Annotated in this window: 24 protein-coding genes; 20 read left to right on the top strand and 4 right to left on the bottom strand. The window is 58.8% G+C overall.

What is annotated here, in order from left to right; all coding sequences use genetic code 11:
• Nucleotides 1-283 precede the first annotated feature (283 nt).
• From ACMFWR_RS06685 to ACMFWR_RS06595, 19 genes are all read left to right on the top strand, one after another.
• Nucleotides 284-1,510 carry a hypothetical protein gene (locus tag ACMFWR_RS06685; RefSeq protein ID WP_413194221.1) on the top strand — a complete coding sequence of 409 codons (1,227 nt, stop codon included), beginning with the start codon at nt 284-286 and terminating at the stop codon, nt 1,508-1,510.
• 1 nt (nt 1,511) lies between these two features.
• Nucleotides 1,512-1,766, top strand: coding sequence for a hypothetical protein (locus tag ACMFWR_RS06680; protein WP_413194220.1), 255 nt, complete (start codon nt 1,512-1,514; stop codon nt 1,764-1,766).
• Nucleotides 1,763-1,945, top strand: a complete 183-nt coding sequence (locus ACMFWR_RS06675; protein WP_413194219.1) for a hypothetical protein — start codon at nt 1,763-1,765, stop codon at nt 1,943-1,945. The genes ACMFWR_RS06680 and ACMFWR_RS06675 overlap by 4 nt, the downstream gene beginning before the upstream one ends.
• The gene (locus ACMFWR_RS06670) at nt 1,942-2,253 is read left to right on the top strand and encodes a hypothetical protein (protein ID WP_413194218.1); all 312 of its coding nucleotides are present in this window, start codon (nt 1,942-1,944) and stop codon (nt 2,251-2,253) included. The genes ACMFWR_RS06675 and ACMFWR_RS06670 overlap by 4 nt, the downstream gene beginning before the upstream one ends.
• Entirely contained in the window at nt 2,250-2,549 is a 300-nt protein-coding gene (locus tag ACMFWR_RS06665) for a hypothetical protein (RefSeq protein ID WP_413194217.1), read from the top strand. Before ACMFWR_RS06670 ends, ACMFWR_RS06665 begins: the two co-directional genes overlap by 4 nt.
• A gap of 170 nt (nt 2,550-2,719) precedes the next feature.
• Nucleotides 2,720-2,971 carry a hypothetical protein gene (locus ACMFWR_RS06660; protein WP_413194216.1) on the top strand — a complete coding sequence of 84 codons (252 nt, stop codon included), beginning with the start codon at nt 2,720-2,722 and terminating at the stop codon, nt 2,969-2,971.
• A 2-nt stretch (nt 2,972-2,973) separates the two neighbouring features.
• The gene (locus tag ACMFWR_RS06655; RefSeq protein WP_413194215.1) at nt 2,974-3,225 is read left to right on the top strand and encodes a hypothetical protein; all 252 of its coding nucleotides are present in this window, start codon (nt 2,974-2,976) and stop codon (nt 3,223-3,225) included.
• A gap of 7 nt (nt 3,226-3,232) precedes the next feature.
• Nucleotides 3,233-4,075 (top strand): PD-(D/E)XK nuclease-like domain-containing protein, encoded by an 843-nt coding sequence (locus tag ACMFWR_RS06650; protein ID WP_413194214.1) that lies wholly within the window; start codon nt 3,233-3,235, stop codon nt 4,073-4,075.
• Nucleotides 4,072-5,127, top strand: coding sequence for a hypothetical protein (locus tag ACMFWR_RS06645; RefSeq protein ID WP_413194213.1), 1,056 nt, complete (start codon nt 4,072-4,074; stop codon nt 5,125-5,127). The genes ACMFWR_RS06650 and ACMFWR_RS06645 overlap by 4 nt, the downstream gene beginning before the upstream one ends.
• Entirely contained in the window at nt 5,124-5,297 is a 174-nt protein-coding gene (locus ACMFWR_RS06640; RefSeq protein WP_413194212.1) for a hypothetical protein, read from the top strand. Before ACMFWR_RS06645 ends, ACMFWR_RS06640 begins: the two co-directional genes overlap by 4 nt.
• A 1-nt stretch (nt 5,298) precedes the next feature.
• Nucleotides 5,299-5,490, top strand: coding sequence for a hypothetical protein (locus ACMFWR_RS06635; RefSeq protein ID WP_413194211.1), 192 nt, complete (start codon nt 5,299-5,301; stop codon nt 5,488-5,490).
• A gap of 10 nt (nt 5,491-5,500) precedes the next feature.
• Nucleotides 5,501-6,142 carry a hypothetical protein gene (locus ACMFWR_RS06630; protein WP_413194210.1) on the top strand — a complete coding sequence of 214 codons (642 nt, stop codon included), beginning with the start codon at nt 5,501-5,503 and terminating at the stop codon, nt 6,140-6,142.
• 30 nt (nt 6,143-6,172) lie between these two features.
• The gene (locus tag ACMFWR_RS06625; protein WP_413194209.1) at nt 6,173-6,310 is read left to right on the top strand and encodes a hypothetical protein; all 138 of its coding nucleotides are present in this window, start codon (nt 6,173-6,175) and stop codon (nt 6,308-6,310) included.
• 29 nt (nt 6,311-6,339) lie between these two features.
• Complete coding sequence (locus tag ACMFWR_RS06620; RefSeq protein WP_413194208.1) at nt 6,340-6,930, top strand: hypothetical protein; 591 nt, start codon at nt 6,340-6,342, stop codon at nt 6,928-6,930.
• A gap of 9 nt (nt 6,931-6,939) precedes the next feature.
• Nucleotides 6,940-7,722, top strand: a complete 783-nt coding sequence (locus ACMFWR_RS06615; RefSeq protein ID WP_413194207.1) for a hypothetical protein — start codon at nt 6,940-6,942, stop codon at nt 7,720-7,722.
• A complete protein-coding gene (locus ACMFWR_RS06610; RefSeq protein ID WP_413194206.1) occupies nt 7,719-7,955 on the top strand; it encodes a helix-turn-helix domain-containing protein in 237 nt (78 codons plus the stop codon). The genes ACMFWR_RS06615 and ACMFWR_RS06610 overlap by 4 nt, the downstream gene beginning before the upstream one ends.
• On the top strand, nt 7,952-8,413 hold the full coding sequence (locus tag ACMFWR_RS06605) for a hypothetical protein (protein WP_413194205.1): 462 nt from the start codon (nt 7,952-7,954) through the stop codon (nt 8,411-8,413). The genes ACMFWR_RS06610 and ACMFWR_RS06605 overlap by 4 nt, the downstream gene beginning before the upstream one ends.
• A complete protein-coding gene (locus tag ACMFWR_RS06600) occupies nt 8,410-8,733 on the top strand; it encodes a hypothetical protein (RefSeq protein ID WP_413194204.1) in 324 nt (107 codons plus the stop codon). The genes ACMFWR_RS06605 and ACMFWR_RS06600 overlap by 4 nt, the downstream gene beginning before the upstream one ends.
• Nucleotides 8,730-8,936 carry a Lar family restriction alleviation protein gene (locus ACMFWR_RS06595; protein ID WP_413194203.1) on the top strand — a complete coding sequence of 69 codons (207 nt, stop codon included), beginning with the start codon at nt 8,730-8,732 and terminating at the stop codon, nt 8,934-8,936. Before ACMFWR_RS06600 ends, ACMFWR_RS06595 begins: the two co-directional genes overlap by 4 nt.
• A gap of 5 nt (nt 8,937-8,941) precedes the next feature.
• On the opposite strand, the gene ACMFWR_RS06590 is transcribed toward ACMFWR_RS06595, so the two are convergent.
• Nucleotides 8,942-9,187 (bottom strand): hypothetical protein, encoded by a 246-nt coding sequence (locus ACMFWR_RS06590; RefSeq protein WP_413194202.1) that lies wholly within the window; start codon nt 9,185-9,187, stop codon nt 8,942-8,944.
• A 220-nt stretch (nt 9,188-9,407) separates the two neighbouring features.
• Here ACMFWR_RS06590 and ACMFWR_RS06585 point away from each other — a divergent pair, with 220 nt between their 5' ends.
• Nucleotides 9,408-10,595: a tyrosine-type recombinase/integrase gene (locus tag ACMFWR_RS06585; protein ID WP_413194201.1), complete on the top strand. Its 1,188-nt coding sequence runs from the start codon at nt 9,408-9,410 to the stop codon at nt 10,593-10,595.
• Between the two features lie 211 nt (nt 10,596-10,806).
• Here ACMFWR_RS06585 and ACMFWR_RS06580 read toward each other — a convergent pair whose 3' ends face one another.
• The 3 genes from ACMFWR_RS06580 to ACMFWR_RS06570 all read right to left on the bottom strand — a co-directional run bounded on the left by ACMFWR_RS06580 (nt 10,807) and on the right by ACMFWR_RS06570 (nt 14,321).
• On the bottom strand, nt 10,807-12,330 hold the full coding sequence (locus tag ACMFWR_RS06580; protein WP_413194200.1) for a DUF5060 domain-containing protein: 1,524 nt from the start codon (nt 12,328-12,330) through the stop codon (nt 10,807-10,809).
• A gap of 96 nt (nt 12,331-12,426) precedes the next feature.
• Nucleotides 12,427-13,314, bottom strand: a complete 888-nt coding sequence (locus ACMFWR_RS06575; protein ID WP_413194199.1) for a carbohydrate ABC transporter permease — start codon at nt 13,312-13,314, stop codon at nt 12,427-12,429.
• Nucleotides 13,311-14,321 carry a carbohydrate ABC transporter permease gene (locus ACMFWR_RS06570; RefSeq protein ID WP_413194198.1) on the bottom strand — a complete coding sequence of 337 codons (1,011 nt, stop codon included), beginning with the start codon at nt 14,319-14,321 and terminating at the stop codon, nt 13,311-13,313. Before ACMFWR_RS06570 ends, ACMFWR_RS06575 begins: the two co-directional genes overlap by 4 nt.
• Between the last annotated feature and the right edge of the window lie 110 nt (nt 14,322-14,431).

Genomic DNA, 14,431 nt, shown 5'->3' with positions numbered 1-14,431 from the left:
AGCGAAATGCCTCTCCGCTATGCAGAGGCCATTGACGCCACAGGATAGTCAGTGTGCTATCGATTGCGCGCCGGACCTGTATTCGCACCTACGCTCTTGCGCCGACTTATCGTGGTTACCGTTCTAGCGGATATCGCGCCTAGTAATTGACCTCCCGCAGCTGCGGGATTTTTTTTGCTCGTCCTCACAAGTTTTTCTTGCATACACAAGAAAAGATTGTATCCTTCTCTCAACGGTCACCGACCCGCGAGAGACACGGTCTCTCACAACCTGGAGAGACACGATGTCCGAAGAACAACAGTCGATCACGTCATACAAGGCCTTCAATGCCGATCTGACGTGCCGCGACTTCCAATACAAGGAAGGCGAGACGTTCGAGCACAAGGGCCGCGTCGAGGCCTGTGAAGGCGGCTTCCACGCCTGCGAATATCCGCTCGATGTCCTGCGCTATTACTCGCCGAACACAAGCCGCTTCTTCACGGTCGAGCAGTCCGGCACGCTCAGCCGTCATAGCGACGATACGAAGGTCGCGTGCTCGCGCATCAAGCTCGGCGTCGAATTGAATCTCGCGGGCCTGATCAAGGCGTCGGTCGAATACACGCTGGCTCGCTGCAAGCCGGTTGATCTGAACTCGCCGGCATTCTCGAAAGACGCGAATGGTTTGGCAGTAGAGAGCGGCAACAGCGGTGCTGCCACGGCTTCGGGCAACAGCGGTGCTGCCACGGCTTCGGGCGACAGCGGTGCTGCCACGGCTTCGGGCGACAGCGGTGCTGCCACGGCTTCGGGCTACAGAGGTGCTGCCACGGCTTCGGGCGACAGAGGTGCTGCCACGGCTTCGGGCGACAGCGGTGCTGCCACGGCTTCGGGCGACAGCGGTGCTGCCACGGCTTCGGGCTACAGCGGTGCTGCCACGGCTTCGGGCTACAGCGGTGCTGCCACGGCTTCGGGCTACAGAGGTGCTGCCACGGCTTCGGGCGACAGAGGTGCTGCCACGGCTTCGGGCGACAGCGGTGCTGCCACGGCTTCGGGCTACAGCGGTGCTGCCACGGCTTCGGGCGACAGAGGTGCTGCCACGGCTTCGGGCGACAGCGGTGCTGCCACGGCTTCGGGCTACAGCGGTGCTGCCACGGCTTCGGGCGACAGAGGTGCTGCCACGGCTTCGGGCGACAGCGGTGCTGCCACGGCTTCGGGCGACAGCGGTGCTGCCACGGCTTCGGGCTACAGCGGTGCTGCCACGGCTTCGGGCGACAGCGGTGCTGCCACGGCTTCGGGCTACAGCGGTGCTGCCACGGCGAACGGCAAGCACTCCGTCGCGATGGCCTCCGGTTTCTACGGCAGCGCCAAGGGTATCGACGGCGCAGCCCTCTTCCTGGTCTATCGCGACTCGAATGGTTCGAGCGACAAGTACGGACAGATCCTGCATGCCAAGGCCGTGATCGTCGGCCGCGATGGCGTGAAGGCCGATACGTTTTACACGCTCAACGCATCGGGCGAACTCGTCGAGGCCTGACATGTCCCGCACCTACCTCAACCCGAACCGCCTGCGCGCGTCGATGCCATCGGTCGATAGCGCCGGTAAGACGTGCGGCCAATGCGAGTACTTCGACCGTCATTACGGCGATTGCTTGAACAGCAATTCGGACCGTTTCCAGACGACGGGCGAGCGTGCGGCATGTAGCGCGTTCTATCCCGACACGACCGCCAATGATCACTGCGTGCATCGCCAAGCGCGCGAGATCGCTTACTTCAGCCGAGGCGAGAAATGATGCTCGAGCGCACAGGCGATGTCGCAGTCGTTCATCCGCTGCACGGCGTCGACGACTTTGGCGACGAATTCTTCGTTGGCGCGTTTGAGCCGCATAGCGTGCTTGCCGTCAACGTGTACGCGATCGGGGTCGCACGCTGGCGCTATCTCGATTGCATTCAAGACGAGGTGACCGCATGAATGCGCCCCGCTACATCATCGAAGGAACATGGAGCGGATACACATCGACTCAGCGCCGTGTGTGCCATCGCACCGTGCACAAGGGCGCGGAAAAGAGCCTTCGCGCTTGGGCCGAGAAAACCTACGCAATCGCCTACTCGGACGGCACGTCGCTGATTATCAAGGTGCGCGATTGCGAGCCTCGTGAACACGTCGAAGAAATTCGTGGGTATGGCGAACTGATCCGCGACTGCGCGCATCACGACGTTTCCAGTGTCGACGCTCTGTGCGCCATCGAAGACGAAATCAAGCAGCGGAGGGTCGCATGAAGCCCATCAAATTCCGCGACGCGCACGTTGACGTGCATATCAGCGCCGAGGCTCAGGAACTGGCCGCTAGCGTGATCGACGTGAATCTGACGTGCGTCGATACGCATGTCGAGTTGACCGACGAAGACCGCGCCGAATCCGAGCGCTTGATGCTCGACGCGAAGCTCAACGAGCGCATCCGTGAGGCACGTGCACTCAACGCGCAGCGCGGCATTACGGGGCCGCGGGTGCAGATCGGCGCAGCTTATTTGCCCGATGCCGTGCGTCGGACCTACGCGTACGTGCGGGGGTATTGATCATGGCCTACGGATGTGAAGAGGGCGAACGCTGCGGGCGCGATGGTTGTGAGGGCGTCATCGAATTCACGAAGCCTGAGAACTGCAGTTGCCATATATCGCCACCCTGTCACGCATGCACGTCAACGTACTTGCATTGTCCTGAATGCGATTGGGAAGCCGAGCGGCACGTGCTCAACGACTACTTGGTCACCACGAACAAGGCGACCGGCGTCTATGAGCACTGGAAACCCCGTCCGCTGGACCCGACGCGCATTGACTATCGGAATCACCCGCACTCCAGTTGCTCGATGATCAAGGAAGGCGTCTATCCAGAGGGAACGACGATCGATGAAGTACGCAAAGTCGTAGACGGAACGTTCGGCGGTCGCTTCGAATACTTCCGCGACGGCAAGTTCAAATTCATCGCCTACACGGATTGACCATGACCCCCTCCGCCATCGCTCTCGCCGTCGAGTCCCGCGACGACCGCATGCTTGCTCTGCGCGACCGAGAGGATGCAGCGCGCGAAGCGTGGATCGAGACGCGCGCCGACGCGATCTACGAGTCGATCTACGACGAATGGATCGCGGACGGCTCGACGCCCGAGCAGATCGAAGTGTTCGCGGTGGCGAAGGCGAAGCGCGAGGCAGCGAGCGGTGCGTGGCTGATTTGCGAAGAAGACGTTCCCTATTGAGACAACCATGAATGCTGAACTTCATTCCCCTGCATGGCTCGATCACTCGTTGACGATCGAGCAATACCACGCGATTAAGGATGCAGTGTCGAAGTCCGGGCTCGACGATATCGCTCGCTCGCCGGCTCTTTATCACGCGCTGCACCTCGACCCGAATCGCCCAGCACCGCGCGACAAAGCCGGTCAACTCGAAGGCAATCTTGCGCACTGCGCGATCCTCGAGCCGAACGAATTTGACGATCGTTACATCGTGGGTCCGGCGCTGAATCGCAATACGAAGGCATGGAAAGAGTTTGTCGAGGCCAATGCCGACAAGACCGCGATCCAGCCTGACCAGTACGAAGCAGCGATGCGCCAAGCTGAATCTGTGCGCCGCATTGCCGATGTCGCCGAAGCGCTCGCGAGCGGCAAGCCCGAGGTTTCAGCGTTCTGGACCGATCCGGAAACAGGCGTCGCATGCCGTTGCCGTCCCGACTTCGTGCACACGATTGATGCGGGCTCAATCCTGCTCGACGTGAAGACCTATGGCGACGCCAGCAGCGGCGAGTTCTCCCGCCAAGCCGCGCGCAAGCGTTACCACGTACAGGACGCGTTCTATTCCGATGGTTACGAGATTGCATCCGGCGCGCCCGTGCTTGGCTTCATCTTCGTGGCCGTCGAAACCGAATGGCCCTACGCCGCCAATGCCGTGATGCTCGACGAACCGTCGCGAGCCGCAGGGCGCCGTTTGTATCAGCGCGACCTGCGCACCTATGCCGAATGCCATCGCAGCGGCGTGTGGCCCGGTTTCAGCAACGCCATCGATCTCATTTCGCTCCCGCAGTGGGCCATTCAGGAATCACAACAATGAACGAACTCGTCGCATCCCCTTTTGCTGGCACCCGTAACGCAGTCGCCGACACGGCTGGCGCTCGTCAGGATCAGAGCCGCGAGCTTGCCGAGACGCAGGTCAAGTACCTGATGGCTCAGCAGTTTCCGCGCGATGAGATCGCGAATACGGACAAGATCCTGAATGCCTTCACGCGGCCGACGCTTGCTGAGCAGTCGCAGTATCAGTTCTCGCGCGGCGGCAGCGACATCAGCGGCCCTAGCATCCGTGCAGCCGAGGCGATGGCTCAGCACTGGGGAAATATCGAACAGGGCTTTCGCGAGCGCTCCCGCGGCGTCGACGGTAAGGGCGTTCCGTTCTCCGAAGTCGAAGCCTTCTGCGTGGACCTCGAAAGCCGCACGAGTAAGCGCCTGCAGTTCATCGTCAAGCACTGGCGCGATACGCGGCAAGGCGGTTACCAGATCAAGGAAGAGCGCGACATCTATGAGTTGATCGCGAATCAGGCTCAGCGCCGCGTGCGCGCCTGCATCCTCGCATTGATTCCGGGCGATGTGATTGACGCGGCCATGCAGCAAGCGGAAGTTACGCTTAAGGCTAAGGCCGATACCAGCCCCGAAGCAATCCAGAAGATCGTCGCCGCATTTGAACCTTTCGGTGTCACGAAAGAGCACATCGAAAAACGCATCCAACGCCGCCTGGACGCGATTCAGCCGGCACAGGTCGTCAGTCTCAAGCGCATCTACGCGAGTCTGCGTGATGGCATGAGCTCCCCTTCCGAATGGTTCGATATGGATGAGGCTGCGCAAGCCGGAGCGACCACGACACTCAAGGACATCACTGAGAAAGCCGCGGCGAAGAAGGCATCGAACAAGAAGGCGCAGACCCAAACTGAGTTCGATCAGACGCCGCAGCAGAATCCCAACGTCGAAGCGATGATCGGTCGCATTAATTCGTGCACCGATACCGACGTGCTCGACATCGTGGCCGACGAAATTCGCGACTACGAAGGCGATGACCTCAAGCGCCTCGAGGATGCCTATCGCGCGCGCCGGGCCGAGTTGGAGGCGCAATGAACGAACTCTTTCGCCTCGTGCATCTGATCCGTCACATGGACCTCGAACCGATCGACCGCGAGATGCTGCGTCCGGTATTCGCGGCCCATGACGGCGGCGAGATTTGCCACGTGCCGGCGATGGTCGAAAAGGTCATCCGCAAATACGCCGGCCGCACGAACGGAGCCTGATATGCGCCACGTCTCTACGAAAGTCATGGTCGAGCGCCTGAGCGGCCTTATAAACACGAACGATCTGAGCGCATGGGAACAGGGATTCGTGATGAAGCTCAAGCGTATCGCCGACGCTGGACACATTACGTCGCTGAGCGACAAGCAGGTCGAAGCGCTCGACGAACTCCACGCCAAGCATTTTTCCTCGTAAGGAGCCGCACATGAAGCAGTTCGAAATGGATCGTCAGTTGATCAAGATCGTCGCAGTCACGCCTGTTTCCGAGTTCAAGGGTGACAAGCGTGACCACGGCGTGAGCGTCACATTCGAGCGCAACTTCGATAACACCATCCTCGCCGAATTCGACAAGGATCTGCCGGGCGCCCTCTACAAACCCGAAGACGGTAAGCCAAAGGTCGGCGAAGAAGGCCAAGGCGAATTCACGATGCCGCTCGATGGCGTGAAGCTCACCGCGCGTAAGTGCCTGGCAATCCAGATGCCGATGAAGCTGCGCAAAGAGCTTGCTGGCTGGACGGTCGTTTATCACCGCGGCGCGACTCCGCAATCGGATATCAAAGCGGCCGACGTGAAGTTCACCGATTTCGTGCTCGTCGACGCGTGCGAAGGTGGCACGACGCCGCTGCGTTTCAAGGGCTATCAGAAGCTGCCGCCCGAACTGCAGGGATTCGTGGACCACATGGCGCAGACCGAAGTCGAATGCACGTTCGTTGGGCCCGTCGAGACGCAGGAAAACCTCGACCTCAAGGGCAAGAAAGAGCCGAAGAAGACGCGCGCCGATAAGCAATCGGACGATCCCTTTGCCGGCTCCGATCTCGCGCAAGACGACACGAAGATCGATGCATAACGTCCGCACAGACGGGCCGCAGGAGACCACATGAACACGACCCACGCGATGGCCTATATGGCGATCGGAGCCCTACTCGCGATCCTCTCGATTATCTGGGCGATTCGCGGTGTAGGCCACGTACCGAAGCGCGAAGACGAGCACGCGAGTTCGTACGACCACATGTGATGCCACCCAATAACACCTGAGAGGTTGAGATGAGCATGCCAGTGGCCGTGCTGTTTGCGCGTATGGACAGCGTCTACAAAACGTTCTCGAATTGCGACGTGTGGGACATCGATCGCGATGCGCGCAATTGGCCTGGCGGAACCCCGTTGGTAGCCCATCCTCCCTGCCGTGCTTGGGGTCGCTTGTCGCATATGGCAAAGCCGCGTGAAGACGAACCCGCGCTTGGTTTGTTCGCTGTCGATCAGATCAGAACCTTTGGCGGCGTGCTCGAACATCCGGCGCATTCCAGGCTTTGGAACGCGAAGCATATGCCCATGCCCGGCGCACGCGATGAGTTTGGGGGGTGGACGCTTCCGATCCATCAATACTGGTTTGGCCATCGTGCTCAAAAGGCTACATGGCTTTACATCGTTGGATGCGAGCCGGCCGATACCCCCCTCATGCCGATCGTGCTCGGGAAAGCTGAATACGTCGTGGGAACTAGTGGCCGCCGCAAAGATGGGACACGCAGTGGCCGCCAAAAAGAAATCACGAAATCGGAACGCGAACACACGCCTATCGAGCTCGCTAAATGGCTCGTCGATCTCGCATCTCGTTGCCACGTTCAAATCATCGCCTAAGGACCCACCATGACCGACCAAATCACTACCGCCGACCTGCGCGAAAGATTCTCCGCATATTGGCATCGCAGGGTCGTTGATATCCTCGACGAAGACCGTCGATATGCTGAAGGTGCCAAATGGAACGCTGATATGGCTGCCTTCGACGCCCTCGCCGAAAAGGCCGAAGCCCATGACGCCCTCGTACGCGAGCGGGATGAAGCGATGCGCGATGCTGCCCGCTATCGGCAGGTGCGGCAACATGCATATCTGTTCGCCGTTTCGAACCCGTCGCCGGAGAAAATGGATGCACTCGCTGATGAGGCGATTGCAGGAATGGCCGCTATTGCCGCTCCCGCGCAGCATCCGATTGAAGCCGAATTGATGCCAGAGACGGCCGCGCTCGTTGATCGATTCGCGGATGCGATGCGTGCGAAGCTTGTGAAAGCACAGCGCAAGCATGGATTTAATATCGAATGGATGGACCCCGCGAACGAAGCGTTTATCGTTGCGGATTTCCATCGCCACATTGCGAAAGGCGATCCGCTAGATGTTGCGAACTATTGCGCGTTCATGTGGCACCACGAATGGTCTACGGCTCCCGCGCAGCAGGCGAGCGAGCGCGTTAGTGATGAAGACCTCCGCGCAGCAAATCGCTGTACCAAGATTTTCGACAAGCGCTATCGCGAATTGACTGGCCGCGACTTTGGCGAAGCCCCCGCGCAATCGGGAGCGCCTGTTCCGATGACCCAAGCTGAACTCGACGCACAGCCTGACTGGATCAAAAACGCGCGGCCACCGGAGGCGTCATGAGACTCGGTGACCTGCTCAAACAGCGGCGCGAAGCGCTGGGCCTGACGCTCGACGAAGTGGCTGATGCGTCGGGTTGCTCGAAGTCCTACGTGTGGGAAGTCGAAAACCATCGTGGCTACAAGATGAGCCTCATCATGGCTTCGCGCCTCTCGATCGCACTCGGCTTGCAAGTCAATCTGATGGCATCGGCCGCTCTTGAATCAGAGAAAGCCGCCAGCGAGGTAACCCAATGAGCACGCAATACAAGCTAGTGCCGATCGAGCCGACCGAAGACATGATCGATGCAGGTTGCGACTGTGAGCCCGCCACGCGCTGGAATACGAACGGCGAGAAGATGCGAGATCAATATCAAGCCATGCTCAACGCCGCCCCCGATGCTCCCGCAAGCGGGCTGAGCGACGAGCAGATTCTTGAACTGAGTGCGCGATTCATTCCACCGGTCACGCGGCCGCGCGTTCGAGACTTGGCGATCATCGATTTTGCGCGCGCCCTGCTCGCCGCTCCGCAAGCGCAGGCAGAGGCGCGGGATGCTGCGCGGTATCGGTGGCTGCGGGATATCAGCGAACCGGGCATCTGCGCGTTCTATCTGTCCGTAGGCCAAGCGTTCCACGGTGTCCGCTTCAAGCGCGAAACAGTCGATGAGGCGATCGATGCCCAGATCGCCCGCAATAGCACCGGAGAGGGATCGTGAAGGTCACTATTGACGATAACGTGACCGTTCTGCCGGTGACGCCTCGGCCGAACCTCGTCGACGAGCGCGTTTTCACAATGGTTCCGGGCATGACATGCTGGCACCGTCGATACCTAGTTGATGACAAGAAAGCCGAGGTCGAGTGCGCCGACTGTCACGAGAAGCTGAACCCCATGTGGGTGCTTCAGCAGTTGGCTTTCGCCGAGAACCGATATCACGAACTGCATGCACGTTACCACGACGAGCTCAAGCGGCTAGGCGAACGCTCGCGAACCAAGTGCGAGCATTGCGGGCAGATGACGAGGATCAGCAAATCATGACCAGCCAGCGCGAGAAGTTGAAGCCGTGTCCTTTCTGCGAGGGTGCACCAAACGATCCTCAGATCGAGCAGACGCAGGCCGACAAATGGAATGCATACATCGAGTGCACTCGGTGCGAAGTGTCGGTCAGCGGTCAGTTTGGCGAGAGTTCGCCTGCATTGGCGCTTGCGAATATCGAGGCGCTTTGGAACAGACGCCCCTGATGACCTCACGCCCGCGTGACTTCGACATGCATCACTTGCTTGACCACGGCATACGCGGTGATCTCGGGTCGAAGCGTGACACGCATGACCCAGCACTCGACGGCGTGGTCGGCGAGATTGTTGGTCAACTGCAGCACGATCTTGGCACCGCGCACGAGATGCGCGATTGGCTCGTCGCATTCGAAAGAGCATGCGCCTTCGGCTTTGCGGCCGTCCGCGTCGACCACGTTGAAAATATATTCGTAGCGCATTGCAGCACAAGTCCGGAAGCGTTGTAAGAATCGGAGAGTACCCTATGCAGCTCAATTTTCGCCCTGTCGTGTGGGTCACTGTCGAGAAGGCATCCGAGCTTACCGGCCGCTCTGTCGATTCCTTTAACCACCTTGTGCACGACGGACGTCTGATCGAGGGAACACATTGGAAGTGGTCCCCGGATAACCGTCGTCACATCAACCTTGAGGCCTACGACGAATGGGTCGCAACAAGCCAATCGAAGGGGTCTACGCGCGGGAGGCGTCCATCCTCATCAGCTTCCAGTGGAACGGCGGCAAAGAAGGACAACGCAACCGACAGTTTCGCGAGCGCATCGCACTTGCCCCGACCGCTCCCAATCTGAGAGCTGCTGAGAGAACGCGCGAGGATATCGTGTCTGCAATCCGCTTCGGCAAATTCACGGTCAAGGACTTTGCGCGCATCTTTCCTGATTCGCCCTGGCTCAAGCGTCACGGCAAGCCTGCAGGAGACACATTCAAGGCGGTCAGGGAAGCATGGTCGAAGGTAGCGGAATCTCAGCTCGAGCCCACGACGTTCAAGGAATATTCGCGTGCGCTAGAGCGCTATTTCTCGATCTGGGATGACCGCGAGATCGCGGGCATCAGTTTCGAGGAGATGAGCGCCTATATCGCTGGACTCGGCATCAAGAGCCCCAAGACGTTCAACAACATCATGACGCCTCTGCGCCGGGTCTATGCATATGCCAGGCAGGCCAAGAAGGTAACGGACGATATCACCGAGGGAATCGACAGCCGAAGGATCCAGGTGGCCGCCCCGGACCCCTTGAGCCACGAGGAGATCGAAGCTGTCCTTGCCTTCATCGCGCGGGAGTACGACGAGCGCTGGCTGAACTACTTCGAGTTTGCATTTTTCACCGGCTTGCGACCGTCTGAACAAATCGCCTTGCGCTGGCCGTCAGTCGATTTCCGAAGCCAGAAGGTGCGCATTGAAGCGGCGCGCGTTCGTGCAATCGACAAGGGTACAAAGACGCACCGCGTGCGGGACATCGACGTTCAGACACGCGCGTCTGATGCGCTCACTCGCCAGAAGAAACACACATTCATGGATACCGAGTCGGGGTTCGTGTTTCACAACCCGAACAGCGGCGACAGGTTATTCAACACCGACGCACCACTCATCGTATGGCACTCGGTACTGCGTCGACTCGGCATTCGTGATCGCGATGCGCGGCAGACTCGACATTCGTTCGCGACGCTTTGCCTGCACGCCGGCATGAATCCGGCTTATGTCGCAAAGCAAATGGGCAATAGCCCGAAGATGTTTTTCGAGGTCTATTCGACCTGGATCGAAGGGGAAGCAAGCCAACGCGAAAAGGCCAAGATGGATGCCCTTCTATCGCGTGAAAGTCGGAAGCACGGATCGTGATGAACTTTGTGATAAATCACGCGAAATAGCACATCAGAACAGCATTCTTGGGGCCGTTTTAAAGGAGCAAACTAGCATGAACTGGCTTCAAAGCAGGTTCGATTCCTGTCGGCGGGACCAGCAAACCGAGGGTCCTTGAGAAGTCTTTCGTAGCGGGCGCCCTGTCGCTGTGCCATTTACGCTTCGCATTCAAGCGCCGCCCTTCGCTCCCTCATTTCCGCCTTCTGACCCGCACGGCCTGATACGGCTTCCCGGGCAGGTGCACGCCGAACGCGGCTTCGGGCTCGCCTCCTCGTAACTCTCCGCCGCGCTGACGCAGCGCAGGTGATACCGGCAACGGCGCTTTTTCCAGCGGCGTGATCGTCATCTCCCACGTATCGATCAAATCGATCTCGTAGTCGCCGTCTTCCATCGGTAAGCCGATCGCCCATTCTTTCGGCTGATGCTCGCCGAAATAAATCAGCCGGTAATCGCCATCGCGAGCGCCCGATACGCGTGACCACTCCCAGCGCCCTTCTTCCGCAAGTGGGGTCAGTCCGTTGACGACGTCTTCTTCGATAAGCTCGCGCAGAAAGCCGATCCGCTTCCAGCTCTCGCCACGCAGCACGCCACCCTTCCCCCACCAGAGTTCGTCGTCCGGGTGCATATACGTCTCACCATGTCCTGCGTAGCCGCCGCGTGTGACCGTAATCCAGAAGCGATGCACGACCTCTTGCGCGGAGATATTGCCCCACGGACGCGGGATATCGCCTTCATATTCGAGTTCGTCATTGACGAGCGGCTTGCCCCACTCGCGTCGCCATTGATCGGTGCGTTTGACGTCCCAGTCCTGCACGCAGACGTGTGACACCCACGGCTTGCGATGGTCGAACTTCATGCTGACCTCGCCGTTATGGATCGACATCAAATGCCGGTTCGGATCGTGCTCTTCAATAATGTGGAAATACCGATCCCATTGCGCGACCGGTTTTACGTCGAGCAGAAAATCGTATTCATTGGCCAGTGACCACCATACGTTGCGATAGGCATTCAGCCGCGCAACCAGATACTTGAGATACCGCGCGTCGTCTTCATACGACCGATCGCAATAGCCCCAGCGATCGTACGGATGAAACACAATGACATCCGCTTCGATCCCCATCGACATCAGCGCAGCGACCTGCTTCTCGAACTGTCGAAATGCCTCGACGTTCGGGCGCGCGAAGTCGGGATTACCATCGGCGTCCGTCTCATACACCAGGTACAGGGGCTCGTTTTCGTTGTAGATGTAGTGCTTCGGAAACACGCCCATGCGCATCTTGTTGAATCGCGCGTGCTTGAGGGTCTCGAGCGTTTGTGCCTGCAGCGCTTCGGGCTGGTGGGTCCACGCATAACACGTTGTCCCGAACGGAAAATACGGCGTGCCATCGGCATAGGCGAAATGATGGTGATTGCGCACGCGCACGGGCCCATGGCTCTCAGGCGCAGCGGCATCGCAAAACAGCGAGCCGGTTTTTCCGTCGAGTTCCCGTACATTCGAATGGGTCGTGTAATGCCACTCACCCTCGGTATCCGGCATGAATCGCACACGATAAACGCCATCACCGTCGTAAAAGCCAGTCGCGCGGACCTGACGATTGCCGTATTCGAACGTCGCATTCACATCGACGTCCACAAATGGATTGCCCGTGCGCGGACCATTCAGCGACAACTCGAACATGTCCCATTTGCGGACAACCAGGGTTTCGTTTTTCATGGAGAGTTCCATCTGAGGACGTCGCCCGAAACGGGCGACGTTGAATCGAAGAGGTCTGATCTGCGCGACGAGGAACGACGAACCACGACGAAGGACCTATTCCTTTACCGCACCCATCGTCAATCCGCTCACGAAATAGCGCTGGAAAATCAAATACACGAGCGTGGCGGGCAACACCGTCATCACGATTGCGGCGTTGAGCGGACCATATGCACTCGCGAATTGCCCTTGAAAGGCCATCAGGCCAAGCGGCAATGTCCATTTGCCACTGTCTTGCAGCAGCACGAGGGCCATGGCGAATTCATTCCACGTTGCAACGAAATCCAGAATGAACAAGGCAGCCAGCGCCGGAAGCGAGACGGGCAAGAAAATCCGCCAGAAAATGGTCACATGCGATGCGCCGTCAATCAGCGCCGCCTCGCTGAGTTCAGACGGTACTTCGCGAAAATAGCCACGCAAAATAAAGATCTGATACGGCACGCCAAAGGCGATATACGGCAGGATCACGCCGACATAAGTATTCGTGAGTCCAAGCTGATTGACGAGACCGAACAACGGCGCGAGCAACACTTGAAACGGCACCATCGTCCCGAGCAGGAACAGCAGGAAAATGAATTTGCGGCCGCCGACCTTGACCTGCGCAATCGCATAGGCCGCCATCGCGGAAAACAAGATGCCGAGCGGCACCTTGATCACGCTGATGATCAGACTGTTGAACAAGGTCGTACCGAAGTTGCCGGTCTTCCATGCTGCCGCGTAGTTATGCCAGGCCCATGAAGTCGGTGGCATGAACGCGCCGCTGCCATAAATCTCCGCATCCGATTTCAGCGACGTAAAGACGATAAAAATAAACGGCATCACCCAGATGGCGGCGACCAGAATCAGCGCGATCCACAATCCCGTCAGCACCCAGTCGCGCGGCGGTTTCGGAGCGCGTTGCTTGCGCTTGTGAGCGGCCGGATCGGCTTGCAATACAGCACTCATCGCGATACTCCTTCATGACGTTGAGTCCAGCGCAGATACGGAATAACGACAAGCGCCGTCATAAAGAGCAACACCACCGCGATCGCACTGCCCCGTCCAAAATCGTGCAGCTGAAGCGATTGCCAGAAGGCCCAGAACGCCAGCAATTGCGTCGCCTGAGCAGGGCCGCCGTGCGTCATGCCATAGACGATATCGAAGGTCTTGAATGAATTGATGATGGTCAGAATCAGCACCACCGTAATGGACGTGCGCATCGCAGGCAGCGTCACATTCAAAAAAATCTGAAACCGGTTTGCGCCATCGATACGGGCGGCTTCGATCAATGTTTGCGAAACGCCCTGCAATCCCGCAAGGAACAGCACCATGCTGACGCCGGCGTTTTGCCAGACATAGGCGACGAACACCGAATACAAGGCGACATTGCGATCACCCAGCCAATCGTGAACCAGCCCGTCGAGATGGAGTGACGTCAACGTCGAAGTAACAATGCCGAAATACGGGTCGTACATCCAGCGCCACATCGTCGCGACAGCAATCGAAGCGATCACGGCGGGCAGATACAACACTGCGCGTAAAGTATTTCGGCCGCGAATCTTTTGATTGAGCGCCAGCGCAAAACCAAATCCGAACACCGGCGGTATCAGCACCGACAGAATGGTCCAGATAATCGTATTTCTGAACGCGCCCCAGAACACGGGGTCTTCACTGAAGATGGCCCGGTAGTTGTCGAGCCCGACAAACTGCTTGTCGGGTGACAACCCGTCCCATCGCATGACGCTCAAATGAAAGACATCGAGCGTCGGCACCACGGCAAACATCACGTAGATCAACAGCGCAGGCGCCAGCAATATCAAGGCTTGCGATCGCGGTTCGCGAATGCGTTCTCGCCAGTTTGCGCGCGGCTGCGATGAACTCGCATGTGTCGGAGCAGCGCCGTCCTGGGCGATCGCATGTGAATCGTCATGCGATGCGACTGCCTTATCGACGCGATGGGTGTGGGATGACATCGAACACTTCCCCAAAGGTGGTGCTTGCGTGAATCGCACGATCGAACCTGTGCGATTCACGCGTGCTACATGCAGACGCGTGTCAGGACATCAATACGCTGCCACTCACG

The sequence above is a fragment of the Pararobbsia alpina genome, from assembly GCF_965118125.1.
In the GTDB taxonomy this organism is placed as follows: Bacteria; Pseudomonadota; Gammaproteobacteria; order Burkholderiales; family Burkholderiaceae; genus Pararobbsia; species Pararobbsia alpina_A.
This window is presented reverse-complemented; position numbering and strand designations above follow the sequence as displayed.